General features: G+C 29.9%; 19 protein-coding genes. 2 read left to right on the top strand and 17 right to left on the bottom strand.

The genetic code is table 11. The annotated features are described in order from the left end of the window. The 14 genes from KQI30_RS14735 to KQI30_RS14670 all read right to left on the bottom strand — a co-directional run. On the bottom strand, positions 1 to 166 hold a 166-nt coding region (locus KQI30_RS14735), incomplete at its 3' end, for a helix-turn-helix domain-containing protein (protein ID WP_216464109.1). Next, positions 159 to 425 carry a transposase gene (locus KQI30_RS14730; protein ID WP_216464107.1) on the bottom strand — a complete coding sequence of 89 codons (267 nt, stop codon included), beginning with the start codon at positions 423 to 425 and terminating at the stop codon, positions 159 to 161. The genes KQI30_RS14730 and KQI30_RS14735, both read right to left, overlap by 8 nt. A gap of 82 nt (positions 426 to 507) precedes the next feature. Further along, on the bottom strand, positions 508 to 1,140 hold the full coding sequence (locus KQI30_RS14725; RefSeq protein ID WP_044037385.1) for a V-type ATP synthase subunit D: 633 nt from the start codon (positions 1,138 to 1,140) through the stop codon (positions 508 to 510). 2 nt (positions 1,141 to 1,142) lie between these two features. Next, positions 1,143 to 2,522, bottom strand: a complete 1,380-nt coding sequence (locus KQI30_RS14720; protein WP_044037383.1) for a V-type ATP synthase subunit B — start codon at positions 2,520 to 2,522, stop codon at positions 1,143 to 1,145. Then, positions 2,515 to 4,290: a V-type ATP synthase subunit A gene (locus tag KQI30_RS14715; RefSeq protein ID WP_216464106.1), complete on the bottom strand. Its 1,776-nt coding sequence runs from the start codon at positions 4,288 to 4,290 to the stop codon at positions 2,515 to 2,517. The genes KQI30_RS14720 and KQI30_RS14715 overlap by 8 nt, the downstream gene beginning before the upstream one ends. Positions 4,291 to 4,328: 38 nt before the next feature. After that, positions 4,329 to 4,637, bottom strand: a complete 309-nt coding sequence (locus KQI30_RS14710) for a V-type ATP synthase subunit F (RefSeq protein ID WP_044037379.1) — start codon at positions 4,635 to 4,637, stop codon at positions 4,329 to 4,331. Next, positions 4,630 to 5,631, bottom strand: coding sequence for a V-type ATP synthase subunit C (locus KQI30_RS14705; RefSeq protein WP_216464105.1), 1,002 nt, complete (start codon positions 5,629 to 5,631; stop codon positions 4,630 to 4,632). Before KQI30_RS14705 ends, KQI30_RS14710 begins: the two co-directional genes overlap by 8 nt. A 14-nt stretch (positions 5,632 to 5,645) precedes the next feature. Beyond that, entirely contained in the window at positions 5,646 to 6,215 is a 570-nt protein-coding gene (locus tag KQI30_RS14700) for a V-type ATP synthase subunit E (RefSeq protein ID WP_216464104.1), read from the bottom strand. Between the two features lie 14 nt (positions 6,216 to 6,229). Next, positions 6,230 to 6,709 (bottom strand): V-type ATP synthase subunit K, encoded by a 480-nt coding sequence (locus KQI30_RS14695; protein WP_044037372.1) that lies wholly within the window; start codon positions 6,707 to 6,709, stop codon positions 6,230 to 6,232. 12 nt (positions 6,710 to 6,721) lie between these two features. Beyond that, entirely contained in the window at positions 6,722 to 8,644 is a 1,923-nt protein-coding gene (locus KQI30_RS14690) for a V-type ATP synthase subunit I (protein WP_216464103.1), read from the bottom strand. Next, a complete protein-coding gene (locus KQI30_RS14685) occupies positions 8,631 to 8,957 on the bottom strand; it encodes an ATPase (protein ID WP_216464102.1) in 327 nt (108 codons plus the stop codon). The genes KQI30_RS14690 and KQI30_RS14685 overlap by 14 nt, the downstream gene beginning before the upstream one ends. Positions 8,958 to 9,074: 117 nt before the next feature. Continuing rightward, positions 9,075 to 10,742, bottom strand: coding sequence for a B12-binding domain-containing radical SAM protein (locus KQI30_RS14680; protein ID WP_216464101.1), 1,668 nt, complete (start codon positions 10,740 to 10,742; stop codon positions 9,075 to 9,077). A 61-nt stretch (positions 10,743 to 10,803) separates the two neighbouring features. Continuing rightward, positions 10,804 to 11,511: a zinc dependent phospholipase C family protein gene (locus KQI30_RS14675; protein ID WP_216464100.1), complete on the bottom strand. Its 708-nt coding sequence runs from the start codon at positions 11,509 to 11,511 to the stop codon at positions 10,804 to 10,806. Further along, positions 11,501 to 12,781, bottom strand: coding sequence for a PQQ-dependent sugar dehydrogenase (locus tag KQI30_RS14670; RefSeq protein ID WP_216464099.1), 1,281 nt, complete (start codon positions 12,779 to 12,781; stop codon positions 11,501 to 11,503). Before KQI30_RS14670 ends, KQI30_RS14675 begins: the two co-directional genes overlap by 11 nt. A 134-nt stretch (positions 12,782 to 12,915) precedes the next feature. Here KQI30_RS14670 and spoVB point away from each other — a divergent pair, with 134 nt between their 5' ends. Further along, positions 12,916 to 14,421 (top strand): stage V sporulation protein B, encoded by a 1,506-nt coding sequence (gene spoVB, locus KQI30_RS14665; RefSeq protein ID WP_216464098.1) that lies wholly within the window; start codon positions 12,916 to 12,918, stop codon positions 14,419 to 14,421. A gap of 266 nt (positions 14,422 to 14,687) precedes the next feature. On the opposite strand, the gene KQI30_RS14660 is transcribed toward spoVB, so the two are convergent. Beyond that, entirely contained in the window at positions 14,688 to 15,110 is a 423-nt protein-coding gene (locus KQI30_RS14660) for a YaaR family protein (protein WP_216464097.1), read from the bottom strand. Between the two features lie 121 nt (positions 15,111 to 15,231). Here KQI30_RS14660 and KQI30_RS14655 point away from each other — a divergent pair, with 121 nt between their 5' ends. Next, positions 15,232 to 17,916, top strand: a complete 2,685-nt coding sequence (locus tag KQI30_RS14655) for a cation-translocating P-type ATPase (protein WP_216464096.1) — start codon at positions 15,232 to 15,234, stop codon at positions 17,914 to 17,916. Positions 17,917 to 17,997: 81 nt separating this feature from the next. Here the strand turns inward: KQI30_RS14655 and KQI30_RS14650 are convergent, their stop codons facing one another. Both KQI30_RS14650 and KQI30_RS17640 read right to left on the bottom strand, forming a co-directional pair. Next, positions 17,998 to 19,218, bottom strand: coding sequence for a C40 family peptidase (locus KQI30_RS14650; protein WP_253287526.1), 1,221 nt, complete (start codon positions 19,216 to 19,218; stop codon positions 17,998 to 18,000). A gap of 299 nt (positions 19,219 to 19,517) precedes the next feature. Beyond that, positions 19,518 to 19,596, bottom strand: a 79-nt coding sequence (locus tag KQI30_RS17640) for an IS3 family transposase (protein ID WP_367397842.1), incomplete at its 5' end; no start/stop codon positions are given.

Here is a 19,596-nt window from a genome sequence, read left to right as displayed (position 1 = left end):
AACCATCTTCTCCATCAACTTTATATTTACGTACCCATGTATAAACTTGAGTGTAAAATACACTAAACTTTTCTGCTGTATTTTTATAATCATTTCCGTGTTCAATGCAGTATTTTACGATTTCTTTACGTTCTTCAATAGTTGTTTTTCTTTTTGATTTAGCCATATAGACCTCCTGTAAGATATTCTTCAACAGCACTAAGTTTTAAATCAGCTGAATATGACTTATTATGTGGTTTATCCATAAAAATTGATTCACCAAATGCTTGATATAGCTTAGCCCAGTTACGTACTACACCACCGCGAGTATTACCATACTTAATTCCAAGATCTAAACATATTTGACGACAACTTCTAGTTACTGAAATATAATCTTTTGCTGCCTTGATTTTATCTTCAAAAGAATATTTATATTGTCTTTCCATAAAAAATACCTCCAAAGTAGATTTTGGTTATTTACCATGTCTACTTTAGAGGTATCATATCACTGTGTGACAGCTCTCTTTTTTATTCTATCATACTCTTAACTTTCATTAATCTAGTTATAGAACTTCTTTCATTTTCATCAAGTTTCATCTTGATAAACTTAATTGTTTCTTGAAGACTTGGTATTGTCATGTATTCTAGAGCATTAACTCTTCTTCTTGTCTTTTCAATTTCATCAGCCATAAGTTGACATGATTTCTCTACTTCAGCAAGTTCTAAAAGCTTAGGAAGTATAGAGTATAGCTTTTCTATAGCTCCATCTAATTCGGTAGAAGTATTACCAAAACCATAAGGATAAATACTTCCTGCATCATCTTCCATGGATCTTTTAAATTCCATTACTGGAACATTAACACTCATAATATTCTTAACATCAACTTCAAGAGAAATGCTTTCTTTAGGATAAGCAATTGCTTCCTCAAGGAACTCTGAACTCATTACAGCTCTAGCCATAACGAAATCTTTAAAAGCTCCACCAAGCATCTCTTCTACTTCTTTTCTTAAAACATTATTATATTTTACAAGATCTATAAATCTTCTCATAAGCTCATCTTGCTTATCTTTTAAAAGTTTATGACCTCTTGTAGAAGTAGCTAAACGCTTTTTAAGCTTAGTGAGTTCCATTCTTGTTGGATTCACATTAAGTCTAGCCATAACTATACTTCCTCTCTAGGCATATACTTTTCTAAATACTCATCTCTAATTCTCTTAAGTTCAGTCTTAGGTAATATTTTTAGAAGTTTCCATCCAAGTTCTAATGTTTCTTCAATAGTCCTGTTTGTTTCAAATCCTTGAGAAACATATTCTTCTTCAAAAGCTTCTGCAAACTTTGCATATTGTTTATCAGCATCTGATAATGCAGATTCCCCTAAGATAACAGCTAATTCTTTAGCTTGCTTACCTTGTGCATAAGCTGCGAATAATTGGTTCATTGTATCAGCATGGTCTTCTCTAGTCTTACCTTTACCTATACCCTTATCTTTAAGTCTTGAAAGAGATGGTAATACATCTATTGGAGGCATTACACCTTTTTTATATAATTCTCTTGAAAGAATTATTTGTCCTTCAGTAATATATCCTGTTAAGTCAGGAATTGGGTGTGTTTTATCTTCTTCAGGCATTGTAAGTATTGGAATTTGAGTAACTGATCCTTCGGAACCTTTAATTCTTCCTGCTCTTTCATATAAAGTAGAAAGGTCAGTATAAAGATATCCTGGGTAACCTCTTCTTCCTGGAACTTCTTTTCTAGCTGCTGAAACTTCTCTTAATGCTTCTGCATAGTTTGTAATATCAGTCATAATTACAAGAACGTGCATTCCTTTTTCATAAGCAAGATATTCTGCTGCAGTAAGAGCCATTCTTGGTGTAGCTATTCTTTCGATAGCTGGGTCATTTGCTAAGTTCATAAATAGAACTGATCTGTCAATAGCTCCAGTTTTCTTAAAGTCTTCTACGAAGAATTGTGATTCTTCGAAAGTAATACCTATTGCAGCAAATACAACGGCAAACTTAGAATCTGAATTTAAAACCTTCGCTTGTCTTGCAATCTGAGCTGCAAGTTCAGCATGTGGAAGACCTGAAGCTGAAAATATTGGTAGCTTTTGACCTCTAACTAATGTGTTTAAGTGGTCAATAGCTGAAATTCCAGTTTGAATAAATTCATCTGGGAATTCTCTTGCTACTGGGTTAATTGCTTCACCATTGATATCTAATCTTTTTTCAGCAATTATATTTGGACCATTATCAATTGGTCTACCCATACCATCAAATACTCTACCAAGCATATCTTCTGATACACCTAGTTCTAGTGGATGAGCTAAGAATTTAGCTTTTGATCCTTTAAGGTTAATTCCTGAAGATCCTTCAAATAATTGCACCATAGCTTTTGAACCATTAACTTCAAGAACTTTACCTCTTCTTAGTTCACCATTTTGTAATTCAATTTCAACTAATTCGTCGTATTTTACACCTTCAACACCTTCAACAGCCATTAAAGGACCAACTACCTCAGTTATAGTTCTATATTCTTTAAGCATCAGCTAGCCCTCCTTCACTTATTAATTTATCTACGGCTTGCTTTAACTCAACAATTACATCGTCGATTTTTTCTAATTCATTCTTAGATATATATTTAGTTCTTGCAATTCTATCTCTAACTTCAAGAGCTAATACCTTATCTAAGTAAACTCCTGCATCAAGAGCTCTTAATGCTTCATCTTGGAAAGCTAAGATTGCTTTTAACATTCTATATTGCTTTGCAAGCGGAGTATAAGTATCTTCTTCATGGAACGCATTTTGTTGAAGATAATCTTCTCTTATTGATTTTGCTACTTCAAGTTTTAATCTATCTTTTTCAGATAATGCATCAAGTCCTACAAGTCTTACTATTTCTTCTAAACTTGCTTCTTCTTGAAGTAATGTCATCGCTCTAAGTCTTAAAGAAGACCAATCTGGAGCAACTGTCTCATCTAAGTATTTGTCAATCTTATCAACATATAATGAATAAGAATTTAACCAGTTAATTGATGGGAAGTGTCTCTTATATGCAAGTTGTGCATCAAGTCCCCAGAAAACTTTTACTATTCTTAATGTTGATTGAGTAACTGGCTCTGAAATATCTCCTCCTGGAGGTGATACCGCTGAAATTGCAGTTATAGATCCAACTCTTTCATCTTCACCTAAACATACAACTTTACCAGCTCTTTCATAATACTCAGCAAGTCTTGATCCAAGGTAAGCTGGATATCCTTCATCCCCTGGCATTTCTTCAAGTCTACCAGACATTTCTCTTAATGCTTCTGCCCATCTTGAAGTTGAGTCAGCCATTATAGCAACAGAGTAACCCATATCTCTGTAATACTCAGCTATTGTTATACCTGTATATATACATGCTTCTCTAGCTGCAACTGGCATATTTGATGTATTAGCAATAAGTACAGTTCTCTTCATTAAGCTTTCACCAGTCTTAGGGTCTTTAAGTTCTGGGAATTCGTTAAGAACGTCTGTCATCTCATTACCACGTTCACCACAACCAACGTAAACAACTATTTCAGCATCTCCCCATTTAGCAACTTGGTGTTGAACAACTGTCTTACCAGCTCCGAATGGTCCTGGTACCGCAGCAGCACCACCAGTAGTTACAGGGAAAAATGTATCAATAACTCTTTGACCTGTAAGCATAGGTTCAACTGGGTTTAATTTTTTCGCATATGGTCTTCCTGTTCTTACTGACCATTTTCTAAGCATAGTAATATCTTTATTACCTTCCTTAGTTTCAATAACAGCTACTACTTCTTCGATTGTAAAGTCGCCTGATTTAATTTCTACAACTTTACCTTCGATTCCATGAGGAACCATTATCTTATGATTTACAACTGCAGTTTCTTGAACTGTTCCAAGAACGTAACCTTCTTTAACTTCAGCTCCAACTTCTACTGTTGGCTTAAATGTCCATTTCTTATCTCTATCTAAAGCTAAAACATGAACACCTTTCTTTAAGAATGCACTGTTAGCAGCTCTAAAGAATTTGTCTAGTGGTCTTTGAATACCATCAAACATTGATTCCATAAGTCCTGGTCCAAGTTCTACTGATAATGGTTCTCCTGTAGAAACTACTGGATCCCCTGGTCCAAGACCACTTGTTTCTTCATAAACCTGAATTGATGCCTTATCGCCTCTCATTTCGATGATTTCACCGATAAGTCCATTTTCTCCAACTTTACAAACGTCATATATATTTGCTTCTTCCATTCCTTCAGCAATAACCAAAGGTCCGGATACCTTAATTATTTTTCCTGTTTTCAAGTTACCGCCTACCTTCCTCAATTAGGACGAATCTTATTCTAAAGGATATTTACTCCTACTGCTTTCTCAACGTTAGCGTGTATTCTTTCAATTCCTATATTTAAGCTTCCTCTATTACTTGGTATAAGAATTACTGCTGGTACTATTTCATTATTATATCTCTCAACAGTATCTGGGATTTTTGCTGCATATTCTTCAGTTAAGAATATAACGCCATAATTATTAGCCGCCATTTTATCTACTGCTTTTCTAGCTTCATCTTCATTGAAAACTGGGAAAACTTCAATTCCAATAGCTTTAAATGCTAAAACAGAATCCTTATCTCCTACAACTCCAATCTTATACATAACTATCACGCAGCCTTTCTCTAATAACTTCCTCGCTTATACCATTAATTTTTCCAACCATTATAATTCTTATTATTTTAATTTCTGTTTCTTTTGCATTAATATATGTTGCAATTGGTTCTGGTCCAAATGTAACATATTTTGATTTTTTTGTTTTATCCATTATATAATCTTCAAATAATTTTTCAAATTCTGAAAATCTACCAGTAGTTACATAATGTTCGACTCCATTTTTCATAACTTCTTTGTAATTAGTAGTTTGGAATTTTGATATTATAGAATCCATTGGTTCGTCAATAGATCTACTTAATAACTTAATATCAATAGCTCCACCACCAGCATAAATATCCTTTAATGCCTTAGAAGTTTTTCCTTGTTTTTTAAGTCTTAACATTGCTTTTATATTTGCATAGTCAATATTTAGCTTAACATATTCAGTTATAAAATCTATTTTTAACTCATTAGCTAAAGTCATCATATGTTCAAACATAAGCTTGTCAAGAACAATATCGATTTTTTGAGGATCATTATCTTCTTCAAAAACCTTCTCAGCCTTAATAATAGCATCTTTTACATAACTAGGTATAGCTTTGAAATCTCTAGTATTTATAGCTAATTCAACTTTTTCAAAGTTAACATCGCTTATATTTACTAACATATAACCTAGATCTTTTTTTAGATATTTCGCTTTTAAAAGAACTTTTATATTATGATAAATATATTTCATCGCAAATATATCTACTATTCTTTTATCAGGTGAAATACTGTATGCATTATTATAAACTCTGCTTAGTTCTTCTTTTAATACCTCATCAAAATCTTCACTTCTTGATATATTAGCCAAAAGTTCACCATACTCAGTATCTTGTAAAACTTTTAATGCTTCATCTTTAGATGATGCCTCTAACATTCTATCAAAAGTGTTTTTGTTAAGGAGTCTCTTTTCTAGAACTCTAATTCTAGCTACAGCCTGAGTGAAATTCATTCTATTCATTTTGGCTATCCTCCTTAAAATAATAATGAAACAATTTCTCCTTCAAGGGCATCTCTTTGGAATGACACAATATTTTCAAAAGCAAAGTTCATATCAATTCCATTATTTCTTACTATAAACCCTGAAGACACCTTTTCATCAGATAATTTAAAACTTGCATTTAATGCTGAATTTACTTCTTCTAATAAAGCATCACCATCAGTTATTGCCTTAGAGAAAAGAATTTCTTCTCCACCTTCTAATTTAACATCTTTTAATGATGACACTATAAAGTTTTTATATTTTTCACCGCTTAAGCCTTCTAATGTATTAATTACTTCAGCAAAAACTTTTTCAATCAATTCACCTTTAACTTTAAGCTTTTCATTTCTAACTTTAAGTGCAGCATTAGATAATATTCTTTCTTTTCTTGTACTACCTTCTCTTTTAGCTTTTTCTACTAAAGAAGTTTTAACTTCTTCTCCTTCTTTAGTATATTTAGCAATGATAGCATCTCTTTTAGCATCGCCTTCAGCTTTAATAGCTTTAACTTGTGCATTTCCTTCTTCTTTAATCTTAGAGATTAAATTATTTAAATTAGACATAAATCTTCACACCCTTAAAAATTTGCTGCATTCATCATTAAGAATGAAATAACGAATCCTAATAATGCATAAGTTTCAACCATTGCTGCGAAAATGATACCTTTTGTAGTGTGTTCTGGGTTCTTAGCTAATATAGCTACACCAGCTGCTGCTGCTTTACCTTGAGCTATTCCTGAGAATAAACCAGCTAAAGCGATTGGTAAACATGCCATTAATAAGTAGAATCCATTAGTTAATGATAAATCTGCTCCAATTTTGTTAGATACTAAGAAACCGATAACGAATCCGTATAAACCTTGAGTACCTGGTAATAATTGAAGTACTAATGCTTTACCAAACTTTTCTGGTTCTTCTGAAACTAACCCTGCTGCTGCTTCACCTGCAATACCAACACCTTTTGCAGATCCGATACCAGCTAATCCTACTGCTAATGCTACTCCAAGACCAGCTAAAATTGGTCCTCCATATTGACTAAAAAAATCCATGAATGTCATATTAATTTCCTCCTAATCATTCTTAACATTTATATATTCGTTTTTAGTTGTAAAAGGCTTAAATTCTCTTCCTCCACCTTCGTAGAACTTTCCAAAGTATTCTACATATTGAAGTCTAATTGAGTGAACATAAGCACCTAATGCACCAAGACCTAAATTAAATATTTGTAAACCAATAAATAATATTATTGCTATTATTAATCCAAATATATTTCCAGTAAGACCACTTAAGATAACATTGATAGCTCCTGCTATAGAACCTCCTGATAATCCTAATGCCATAAGTCTTGTATAAGATACAAGGTCTGATACATATCCTGTTATACCATATAAGGCATATGCTCCTGCCCCAAGCTTTCCTCCTATTGAAGGCGCCTGTCTTCCTTGGGTTAATACTATAAGTACCATACCTATAATAGCTACCCACATTCCTCCTGGAACTGATGCAACCCATAGTCCTAATCCTACTAAAGTTATTATCCATGATCCTGAATCATAGAAAGCATCTAGTGGTTTTCCATTCTTAATAAGAGTAATAGCTTTCATAGCTAATCCCACAAATATTTGTAATACCCCTAATCCTAATGATAAAACTAAAATCTTATTATAATCAGTATTAGGATCAATCAGTGCAGGTGTTTTAATTGCATCACCAAAACCAGCACCATAAATAAATCCAAATATTATTGTTGGGAAACTTAAATAGAATAGAAACTTAATAAAGTTCTTAGTACCATCTTCTAAGTTAAATACCTTTAGCGCAATAGCTGTACCAATTAACATAACGAATCCATATCCAAAGTCAGCTACCATCATACCAAAGAATATTGCATAAAATATACTTAGTAATGGAGTAGGATCTATTTCATTGTACATTGGCAATGCATACATAGAAGTAATATCTTCAAAAGCTGATACAAACTTGTTATTTTTTAATTTTATTGGCACTTCTGTATCATCTTTTTCAGCTTCTACAGTCTCAATGTAATAATTGTCATTAGTACATTCCTTAACTATTTTTTCAAGCTTACCTATTAATTCTGTAGGTACCCATCCATTAATAACTACCACATTGTCGCTTTTTAAGAAATTCTCATTGGCTCTACTTTTTATTACAAGATCAGAATAGTATTCATGTACTTCTTCTAACTTTTCAAAATGTATTGCTAATTTTACAATTTCCTCTTTTACTTTTCCTTCTCTTTCATTTAAACTATCAAGACTATTTCTAAGTGAAGTAATCTTTTCACTTATAGTACTTTGATAATTTAATGTAGCTTTGTTGAAATTGAAAGTTCTTAATATGTCCTCACATTCATCAGCGTTATTATTTTCAACAGCAATAACTAAATATACATTATCTTTGTCTTCACTTAATACTTCAACTGATATTGAATCAAATGAACTATTTAGTTTTTCTAACGCTTCTGATTTTAATGTTAAAGGAACAAATCCTATAAAAGTTTTTACTAATTTAAAATCTTCAACATCTTTTATAGAAATTTCAATATTTCTATAAGGTATAATAGCATCTATTTCACTTTCTATTTTACCCCTTTGATTGTTTATATCATTAAGTTCACCATCTAGTTTCTTTAATGATGTATAAACTTCATTGTGATTGAAAGATAAAACTTTATTTTCTAATTCCTTGAATGATAAAGTTTTCTTTCCTTCTTTTAATCCTGCTATCATTGAAACTTTAGGAACAAAAGGTTTCAATTTTTGAATGCAGTAATTTGCTTTAGCAACTTCGCCTTCGTAATTACTTACTTCATCTAAAGCCGCCATAGATTTTAAAAAAGGTAATTCTTCTTTAGAATCATTTAAGTTTTCAAATTCAACATTTCCAAACAAATGAAGCTTTTTTAAAAGTTCTTCTTTGTGAGATTCAAAGGAAAGTAGAGTGAATTTACTCATTTTAACAATTGCCATTATTATTCACAATCCTTTCAATCACCAATTTCACAACATTGTCGAATTTTTGCTTATCAACATTTCTCAAATCTTCGACTTCTGCCATACCTTTTTCAATTATTGGTGCCGCTTCCTCATTTCCTTTTTTCTCAGCTGCTTCCATAACTGAATTAGCTTCCTCTTTTCCTTGTTGAACTAAAGAATCATAGATGCCTTTGCCTTCAACTTCAGCATTGTTAATTTTCTCTTGATTCTCTTGTTGTGCTGACGATAACATCTTTTTAACCTCATCTTCAGCATCTTTAATTTGTAGTAATGCCTCCTTAGCCAAACTTTCACCACCTTTCTAAAAAGCGCCAATTAAAGGGTATTAAATACCACATACACATTATACTATACAATACAAAGATTTATCAAGATTTATATTCTTAATTTAATTATTTTAATATTAATAATTTATTAATGGAATAGATTCAACATTGCCATTGTCATAATATGTTAACACATATTTTTCCTTATTGATAATATCTTCCTTTATAAATTTCAATACATCGTAATTATATACTTCTATATGATCCTGCTTAGAAAGATTTTTTCTTAAATTTTTTTCAACTTTTTTATCTAAGTAAATTCTATCTAAAAAATCTGGTATCCACTTCTTCTTATTGTATAGTAAATATTCATGCTTTAATAAATTTAAGAATATATCATTCTCCCCTTTTATTATTTGTAAACTAAAGTCAAGTAATACCTTATAATAATCAGTATTTGAAATATTTCTCTTAAAATATCCCTGTTCTTCATAAAAGTCGCTTAATGCCTTATAGAACTCAAATGGAGTATCGAAATATTTTAATAAAAATTTAATTGATATATCAAATTTACCAGCATTATAATATTTATCGACCATTTCTTCTACTTTTTTTAGTACTAATATATTTTTATATGAAATTTTTTTCGTGTATAATATTTCATAAGGTGGATAAGGTGATGCTTTCATCCCCCATTTTTCAGCATCTTCCCTCATTTTAGAGCCCTTTAATAATTTTAAAAAACCTAATTGTATTTCTTCTGGTTCTATAGCATATACATCATTGAAAGATTTTATAAATGATTCTAAGTTCTCTCCTGGAAGTCCTGCTATTAAATCTAAATGTTGCTTTATATTTTTATATTTTTTAACTTCATCTACCTTTTCCTTTATATTTTCATAATTAACAAACCTATTTATATTTCTTAACACTTCATTATTTGTAGTTTGAACTCCTACCTCAAATTGAAATTTATCTTTAGGTGCTTTAGATAATATCTCAATTTCTTCTTTTGTTAAAAGGTCTGCTGAAATTTCAAAATGAAAAGTAGTATCTCCACCACACTCAATTAAATAACTCCATATTTCCTTAGCAAATTTATGATTACAATTAAATGTTCTATCAACAAACTTCACCAACGAAACACCTTTATCTACAAAATATTTTAATTCCTTCTTTACTCTATCTATATCTAAAAATCTAACTCCATGTGTTGTTGATGATAAGCAATAACTGCACATAAACGAGCAGCCGCGACTAGATTCAAAATATGCAATCTTATTTTTCAAATCTTCATCTTCTTCATATGGAAAGACAAGATTATTCATATTCATTAATGGTCTCTTACCACCATAAATAATTTCATTACCTTTTTTAGTATACAGTCCTTTTATTTGGAGTAACTTTTCATTATCATTATTTTTTAATTTTTCTATTAAGAACTCTCTAAATGTTTCTTCTCCCTCCCCCTCAATAATATAGTCCCCTGAGAATTTCTTTAAAATTTCACAAGAGTCGTAAGATACTTCTGGTCCTCCATATACAATCTCTACATCCTCATTTATAATTTTTAATAGTTCTGATATCTCTTTAACTAATGTCACATTCCATATATATGTAGAAAATCCTATAATATTAGCTTTCTCTTTATATAGTTCTTTTACTATATTTTCCTTCCTATCATTTATAGTAAATTCCTTTAACACTATTTCACAATCCAAATCCTTGGTAAAGGATTTCAAATATCTTATAGCCAAATTCGAGTGAAAATATTGACTGTTAATTCCTACTAATACTACTTTCATCTTTTTGTTTCCTCACTTTCATAATTACATAAAAATAGAACTCAGGATATTTACCTAAATTCTATTTTTGAAAAATTATTTCATAATACTTTATTAGCGCTCCAGCTGTTGTTTCTACAGCTCTTTCTAATAATATATTACTCATAATATCAAATTTTTCATGTTTGTCATACTGATCTACTTTATAATATATATTGTATGAATTTTCAGCATTCTCCTTTATAAAATCTCCCACTGTCTTATATTTTATTATTTTTCTTCCCTTAAGCTTTGAAAATTCATTATTCTTATACTTTCTTCTTATAAATTGTTCATAGCCTCTATGTTCTTTCAGTTTCCCTCTTATAACATGATGCGGAACTGTCATATCCTGTATTAAATGACATACAGTACCCAAATAGAAAATTGATTTTCCAACCCTTTCGTTTTCATTTTCTTTTAAAGCTTCTTCAAAATACTTCTCAGCTTCAGTTAAAGCATTCGAAAATCCATACATACCTTTTTCATAATCCAAATAATAAAGATGATTTCTACTTCTAAAATCCTGATCTATCCAAAATGCACCATAGTTTAGTTCCCCAATATATTTAGAAAAAAACATATATTCCTTAGAATATCCTAATTCCTTTATAAGTTCTAAAGCCTTTATATTTATAAATTTATGTATGACACAGGTAGTTTTTATTACTTTTTTCTTCACAGGATTAGCTACATTCATAACCATAGCCATTGTCTTTCCATAACCTATTTCTACTTTTTTATTCTTCACGTTTCTTCATCCTTAACTCTTTTGATTTCACTAATGATTTTTTTAGTAATATGATCATTAATATTATTATTAATAATATTGAAAGTAATAATATTACTATTATATTATCGTACTTTTTACCAATACTATCAATATCATATTTGAAAATCATTCCTTCTCTATTTTCCAATATATATATGTTGTTATTATGTATTTTAACTTTTTTTAAATTAAAATCTTCAGGAAACTTTAACTCTCCAGTAGTGGCACCAAATAAATTGAGAGACTTTAATACCTTATCTTTGTTATCTATAAAATAAATTATATTGTCTCTAATTGATAGACTTTCAATACCACTTAAATTTTTGTTAGTATATAAAGGTGACGGTGGACTTATTGTGGGTACTTCATTTAATAGTAAGCTACAACCAAATCTTGGAGAGTCTAATGAATCACCACCAGAATAATCCGGCCAACCATACCAACCACCTTTTTCTATTTTGTATATATAATCATAATCACCCTTAACTGGTCTTTCTCCTCTATCTTCCATACCACCTACTCCAGCGTATAAGTTACCGTCCTTATTAAAATCCATACCTTTAACATTTCTTATGCCATAACCATATGTAGATATTTCTTTACTTGATAAATCATAAGTTATAATACTAGCATTTCCAATATTACCTCCTTTTATTTTCTGATTTCTAATAGTTGAACTTCCTTTTGGCACAAAAGCTCCTGTACTTCCATAATTAGTTCCTTTTAAAACAACTCCATAAGTTGGTATATCACAACTTTCATTATGAATGCCACTCCATATATTATCCTCTCCAACTACTCCTGAATTAGTGTTAGCTCCTACTGATATGTATAACTTATTTCTGTTAAGCTTTATTTCACCATTTTTATAATCACCAATATTAGGTATACCTTTTACTAATGATTTAACTTCATAAGAATCTAAATCTATACTTTTAACTTCATTCCCTATGTATGCATATATTTTACCTTTTAAATACTCAATAGAATATATTTCTGCCTCATCCCCATATACCCTTTTAGAATCACCAGAATTGCTTATTTTCTTTATCTCATGTGGAAATGCAATATATATATTCTCTTTATTGTCAAATACAAAATCTACAGCACCTTTTATATCCTTACCTTTCAAATTTACTTCTCCATGATCACTTACCTTTTGTATATCATATCCACTAGAATATTTATACCCAACTAAACTCCCTATTATCAAAGATATTATTAAAAAAATGCCTACTTTTCTATTCATATTCTCCCCCTCTTATTATTTATCTTTATAAAAATATATGCTTTAACTTCTATCTTTAATATAAAAATTATTAATATAAAATTTATTATAAATTTGAAAGTTCATTCATATTATTTAAACAAGGAGGTGAATTAATGAAAATAGACAAGTTTTATAAAGAGACTATTGTACTTTCCATTTCAAATATAACAATGGGATTATTTAGATTTGTTTTTTCAATAATATTATCAAAAAAGCTTGGCTCCGAAGGTCTGGGACTATATTCTATAATATTACCTATATACGATTTATTTTGCTGTCTTTCTTGTGGAGGTTTAGTATCAGCAATATCATCAAAAGGTGCAGAGTTTGTCACAAAGGGAAACAATCATAACTTGATAAAAACTGTTAGAGTAGCCGCTATATTTGACTTTATTTGGTCACTGATAATAGCACTGTTAATGTTCTTTAACTCTTCAGCTATATCAATTTACATATTGAAAGATCTTAGATCTATCGCTTCTTTAAGAATGATCTCTATTGCTATAATTTTTATTTCACTATCAAATGTGTTAAAAGGATATTTCTTATCTCTATCAAAAGCTTCTATACCTGCATTTATAGATATTTTTGAAAAAGTAGTTAGAATCTCTATGGTTCTCCTTACATTTAATATAATCAAAGTAGTTGATATTCCTACTGCTGTAACCTTAGTTTTTTTCGCACTGTGTATAGGAGAAGGTTTCTCATTATTAATGCTATTTGTATTTTATAAAATAACAAGAAAAAAAGTAATCATTGATTATAGTTTATCAACTGAATCGATGCCTCAGTTATTGATGCAAGTTCTTATAATAGCAGTACCACTAGCTTTAAACGGATTCTTGTCTTCAATACTAGGTACAGCATCAACTTTAATATTACCAAGAAGATTAGTATCATCAGGAATTCCCTACGAAACGGCACTGTCTCTAATAGGTGAATTTTCAGGAATGGCAGTAAGTATAATACTCTTTCCTTCAGTAATAATTAGTGCAATATCTACTATTATAGTGCCAGAAATCTCTGGCGCACTAGCTACAAAAGATTTTTTCAAAGTAGAAAAAAGAATAGGTGATGTTATACGAGTTTCTTTATATCTAGGATTAGCTACTTTAATAATATGCTCAATAATTCCAAAGGAACTTGGCATACTATTCTTTAACAAACCATCAATTTTTAAATACATATTTACCGCTGCTCTATCTTGTCCTTTATATTTTATGCTTTATACAACATATGGCGTAATGAGCGGTATAGGAAAACAAAAAGACATACTACTTAATTCACTTATTATATCAATCTTAGATATAATAATTCTGTACATATTTGGTGGTATAAGCTGGATTAATATATACGCCTATGCTATAACTTTATTTTTAACAAGCCTTGTTGGCGTTATCTTAAATATTATTAGCATACGTTCATTCACAAAAATAAGATTTGGTAAATATCAAATAATATCAACATGTATTATATCTATACTTACAGTATTAATAGTAGCTATTTTAAACAACTTACTTGTTAATTTAAGTTGCTTTACAAAAACCTTTATAATTATTTTCGCTTCATTTTCATCAATGATCCTAGGTGGAATAAAGATAGATAGATTATTTGGATGATACAAAACTATAAAAAAGGAGGTGTCGCATTAACAATGAAAATTTGTTAGCGATACCTCCTTTTATTATGACACAAGGCAGGGCACAGGTTAGATGGCACAAGGCATAAGTTCGGTTAATTTTCCCTGATGGGAAAAATATTTTAGTCCTTAGGGTCGCGAATTACAATTGTGTTAATAGATATATATAGTGCATATATAAAACTGTTATACTTAAAACTGCCGCACTCTAATCTCTAACTTCTTTGTGCGACAGTCCATTTTGTATTATTTATATATATCTACTATTAAACCTGAAATTTCATCTATAGTAGATGCAACATCTATATTCTCGCCTTGATTTTCTAATAAAGCCTCTGTTAACTCTTCTAATTTTGTATCTATAACATCAACTGTTATAAAATATTGTGTCTGCCAAAATGATATATCTTTTTTTACATCATACATGTAGTTCAAAACAGATTCAAGATACTCTTTAATCATATTTTTATAACTTCGTACATCTGCATAACATTTTGTTATTGAAAGTCTATTCCCCTTCTTTTTAATTTCATCTAGCATTTTTTTTAATTGTTCATCGTTTTTTTTCTCTTTTGCAAAAGAAAAACTTTGAGCAAAACTCTTCTTTTCTCCTATGGCAGGTTTGTCTCTTTTTACAGGAGTATTGCTATTAATTCTTTGGATTTCCACACTTACCTCTCCCTACTTAAAATAAACATATTCCCTTATTTAATAAATTATATCACAGAACCATAGTTTTTTTAATATTTTACTTTAATAATGTATAAACTAATTTAGTGAGGTGATATAAATGTTTTATAACAAATCTAAAAATGAAGTACTGCAAACTCTAGCTTCTAATGAAAAACTAGGTCTATCAAAAGAAGAATCTTTAAAAAGACTAGACAAATATGGTAAAAATGTTTTAGAATCATCAGAAAAGAAATCTATGATAAAAGCCTTCTTATATCAATTTAAAGACTTTATGATATATATATTAATTGCAGCTGCAATTATTTCTGGATTTTTAGGTGAAATTACAGACGCAATTATAATTATCTTAGTTATATTACTAAATGCAATAATAGGTGTAATACAAGAGTCAAAAGCAGAACAATCTCTTGAAGCTCTTAAGGAATTATCTACTCCAAAAGCATTAGTGAAAAGAGATGGAACAATATCTGAAATTTCCTCTGATGACATTGTAATTGGAGACATAATTATTTTAGACGCTGGAAGATATGTTCCTTGCGATATAAGATTACTAGAAGATGTAAACTTAAAAATAGATGAATCTGCTTTAACTGGTGAATCTGAACCAGTTACAAAAGACTCCTCTTTAATTCTAGATAGCGAAGATGTTCCTTTAGGCGACAGAAGAAATATGGCTTTCATGTCAACTTTGGTTACCTACGGCAGGGGTATTGGTGTTGCAACTTCAACTGGGATGGATACTGAAATAGGACACATCGCTAAGATGATTAAAGAAAATACCGATTCCACTACTCCATTACAAAAGAAACTTGCGGAACTTGGTAAATTTTTAGGCTTTGCTGCTATAGGTATATGTATCCTTATATTTGTAATAGGTATTTTTCAAAAGAGACCCTTTTTAGAAATATTCATGACCTCAATCTCTTTGGCTGTTGCCGCCATTCCTGAGGGGCTACCAGCTATAGTAACAATAGTATTAGCTCTTGGTGTAACTAAAATGAGCAAAGAAAATGCAATCGTAAAAAAGTTACCAGCTGTTGAAACTTTAGGTTCCGTAAATATAATTTGCTCTGATAAAACAGGTACCCTTACTGAAAATAAAATGACAGTAACAAAATTTTATTGTAATGAAATTTATGATAGAATAGATAAATTAGATATTGAAGATGCCACAAGTAAGCTGCTCGTCGAAGGTAATATGCTTTGTAATGATGCAACCTTTTCAGAAAACACTAAAACCGGCGATCCAACAGAAATAGCTTTATTAGAGATTGGATATAAAAATAATATTACTAAAGATGAACTTTCTGTAGCTTATCCACGAATTGAAGAAATCCCCTTTGATTCTGATAGAAAACTTATGACTACAGTTAATAAATATAGTGAATCCTATTATTCATTTACTAAAGGTGCTATAGATAATTTATTAAAAATATGTAATAAAGTACTTATTAGAGATACAGAAGTTACTTTGACGGAGAATATAAAAAAGGATATACTTGAAAAAGCCGCATTGATGTCTTCTGATGCATTAAGAGTCTTAGGATTAGCCTTTAAGCCGCTACAATCTTCTAATGTTGTAATCTCTACCCTTGAAAGTAATTTAGTTTTCATTGGTATGTTTGGTATGATCGATCCACCAAGAATAGAAGTAAAAGATGCTATAAACACAGCTACTCTAGCTGGTATTAAAACTATAATGATTACTGGAGATCATAAAGATACAGCATTTGCTATCGGTAAAGATTTAGGAATTGCAACTTCTATAAATGAAGCAATTTCCGGCTCAGAATTAGATAAAATCAATGAAGAAAACTTCAAGAATAATATAAATAAATACAGAATTTTTGCAAGAGTATCACCGGAACATAAGGTAAAAATAGTTAAAGCTTTTAAAAGTAATGGTAATATAGTATCAATGACCGGTGATGGTGTTAATGATGCACCATCATTAAAAGCAGCTGATATTGGAGTTGCTATGGGTATAACAGGAACAGACGTTTCTAAAGGTGCTGCAGATATAATACTTCTAGATGATAATTTCTCCACAATTGTTGAAGCTGTAAAGAAAGGTAGAAGTATATTTAAAAATATAAAAAAATCAATTATATTTTTAATTTCTTGCAACCTTGGTGAAATTGTTACTATACTTATTTCTATACTATTTAATTTACCAACACCTCTTAGAGCAATACATTTACTTTGGGTAAATTTGATAACAGATTCTTTGCCAGCACTTTCTTTAGGGATAGATAAAGAAGAACCAGATATAATGAATGAACCACCTCGCAATCCCAATGATAGCCTTTTTAAAGGATCTGTAGTTAATTTAACTCTTAATGGAATCCTAATAGGATTATTATCTATATCAGCATTTATACTTGGTGGAGCAATTCACTCTAATGAAATAGCTCATTCACTGCAACACTTTGATATTTCTGGTGTAATTTCAGGATTTGATAATTTAAATAATACTAGCAATATATATTATCCTCAAACCATGGCATTTATTGTATTATCAGTTTCTCAACTAGTGCATTCATTTGACTTACGTAGTGATAAAAAATCTATTTTTCAAATAGGATTTTTTAGCAATAAGTACTTAATTTTTTCTTTACTTATAGGAGTATTAATCCAAGTTATAATAACTATAATTCCATTTTTAGCATCAACATTTAAAGTTGTTAACTTAACAATGGAAGATTGGTTATTGGTTACAATTTTTAGTATTACACCACTTATTATTAATGAAATCGTAAAATTATTTAAAAGAAATAAATAGTTAATCCTATAACTTTACATTCTTAATATTTACCAGAGTAAAAGAAGCTATCACATGTTTTCATGCAATAGCTTCTTTTTACTAATTAATTAATCTTCTTGCTTGACTATAATCTCTAGCATACATTAGCTTAGAATATTTTACGTAATCTCCAGTTTGTGGTGCATGAATATATATACCATCACCAACATATATACCTACATGATGTGGTGCACTTATTGATCCAAAGAACACTAAATCCCCAGGTTGCTCTTGACCTATAGGCACTCTTTTTCCCAAATTAACTTGAGTATAGGTTGGTGCCGGTGCACTAATTCCTACTTGTTTAAAAACATATTGAACAAATCCAGAACAATCAAAAGTATCTGGTCCTTTTGCACCCCATACATATGGTTTTCCTAAATGCTTTCTTGCTTCTTCTAATACTGCATTAGATAAATTAGTATTAGGAACTGTTGGAGTTACTATATTTTGTTCTGGTGTTACAGTCGTAGGTTTATTACTTCCTTGTTGATTATTATTATTAGTAGAATTATTTGAATTTTGTCCATTACTATTTCCATTATTAGAATTACTTTGTGCTATTTGGGCTGTTTTTTCTTCATTTCTTTTTAAAGCAGCCTCAGCTTCTAATCTAATTTCTTCATCTATCTTATTTAATTCGGCACTATATGTATTTTTAATATTATTTAATTCCTCTTCTGTCTTTTTTTGTTCTGATAATTTTGCTTCTAAATCTGATGCTTTAGTTTCCAAATTACCTTTTAACATTACTAATGATTCTTTATTATTCTCTAAATCGATTTTTACCTTAGAAAGTTCTACTTTACTTTCCTTAATTCCAGAAATCAATCTACGATCATACTTACTTACATCTTTAACAAGTTCAGATCTATCTATTAAATCACCAATACTTTTTGATGATACCAAAAGATCTATTACAGGTTCGCTTCCATTCTTATATGCACTTTTTACTCTTTCTTTAAAATCATATTCTTTATCTTTAAGTTCGCATTCTTTTTCTTCTATAGCTCTTTCATTCTCTGAAATTTGTTGTTCCTTCTCACTTATTAATCCTTCTATTTCAGATTTTTTAGATAAGATATCACTTATTTCATTATCTAATTCGCTAGCTTTTGTTCTAGCTTCCTCAATTTTGGCCATTACATCACTATATTGACCTTCTTTTTCAGCCTTTTTATCTTTTAAACTAGGCTCGGCATTTGCATTAATATTATTAAAGTTTACAGTAATAATACTTACAATTAATAGTGTTATAATTCTTTTTATAGTTTTGTTCATTACTCCCCCTCCACTTTCTTCAAAACTATCTATTATAATTATAATTCTACATCAAATTGTAATTTCCTTTAATTTTATGTAAAAAAATATAATATTTATTTCACACTTCACAATTAAAATTGATTTTCCTACTATTTAGGAAAATATTTGAAATATATTTTTCTCTACTATCTCATAATTTTAAACTTATGAATTTTTATTACATCATGTTTTTTTATCTTAACTATATATAAAAAAAGAACTGTCATTTACATAATACTAAAGTGGACCCTTTGTCAAGGACAATACAAAAAAAGGGGTTAAGCAATATTTTTAAGAAGATGATTTCTATACTGTATAGGAGTCATCTTTTTTAGATTCCATTGATATCTATAATTA

Source organism: Clostridium bornimense, from assembly GCF_018917145.1.
Classification (GTDB): Bacteria; Bacillota; Clostridia; order Clostridiales; family Clostridiaceae; genus Clostridium_AN; species Clostridium_AN bornimense_A.
Note: the sequence above shows the minus strand (reverse complement) of the source record. Positions and strands in the feature narration are given on the sequence as shown.

Coding starts and splice junctions, on each gene's coding strand:
- KQI30_RS14730 (WP_216464107.1), bottom strand. CDS start 425: ATGGAAAGACAATATAAATATTCTTTTGAAGATAAAATCAAGGCAGCA.
- KQI30_RS14725 (WP_044037385.1), bottom strand. CDS start 1,140: ATGGCTAGACTTAATGTGAATCCAACAAGAATGGAACTCACTAAGCTT.
- KQI30_RS14720 (WP_044037383.1), bottom strand. CDS start 2,522: ATGCTTAAAGAATATAGAACTATAACTGAGGTAGTTGGTCCTTTAATG.
- KQI30_RS14710 (WP_044037379.1), bottom strand. CDS start 4,637: ATGTATAAGATTGGAGTTGTAGGAGATAAGGATTCTGTTTTAGCATTT.
- KQI30_RS14705 (WP_216464105.1), bottom strand. CDS start 5,631: ATGAATAGAATGAATTTCACTCAGGCTGTAGCTAGAATTAGAGTTCTA.
- KQI30_RS14700 (WP_216464104.1), bottom strand. CDS start 6,215: ATGTCTAATTTAAATAATTTAATCTCTAAGATTAAAGAAGAAGGAAAT.
- KQI30_RS14695 (WP_044037372.1), bottom strand. CDS start 6,709: ATGACATTCATGGATTTTTTTAGTCAATATGGAGGACCAATTTTAGCT.
- KQI30_RS14690 (WP_216464103.1), bottom strand. CDS start 8,644: ATGGCAATTGTTAAAATGAGTAAATTCACTCTACTTTCCTTTGAATCT.
- KQI30_RS14680 (WP_216464101.1), bottom strand. CDS start 10,742: ATGAAAGTAGTATTAGTAGGAATTAACAGTCAATATTTTCACTCGAAT.
- KQI30_RS14670 (WP_216464099.1), bottom strand. CDS start 12,781: ATGAATAGAAAAGTAGGCATTTTTTTAATAATATCTTTGATAATAGGG.
- spoVB (WP_216464098.1), top strand. CDS start 12,916: ATGAAAATAGACAAGTTTTATAAAGAGACTATTGTACTTTCCATTTCA.
- KQI30_RS14655 (WP_216464096.1), top strand. CDS start 15,232: ATGTTTTATAACAAATCTAAAAATGAAGTACTGCAAACTCTAGCTTCT.
- KQI30_RS14650 (WP_253287526.1), bottom strand. CDS start 19,218: ATGAACAAAACTATAAAAAGAATTATAACACTATTAATTGTAAGTATT.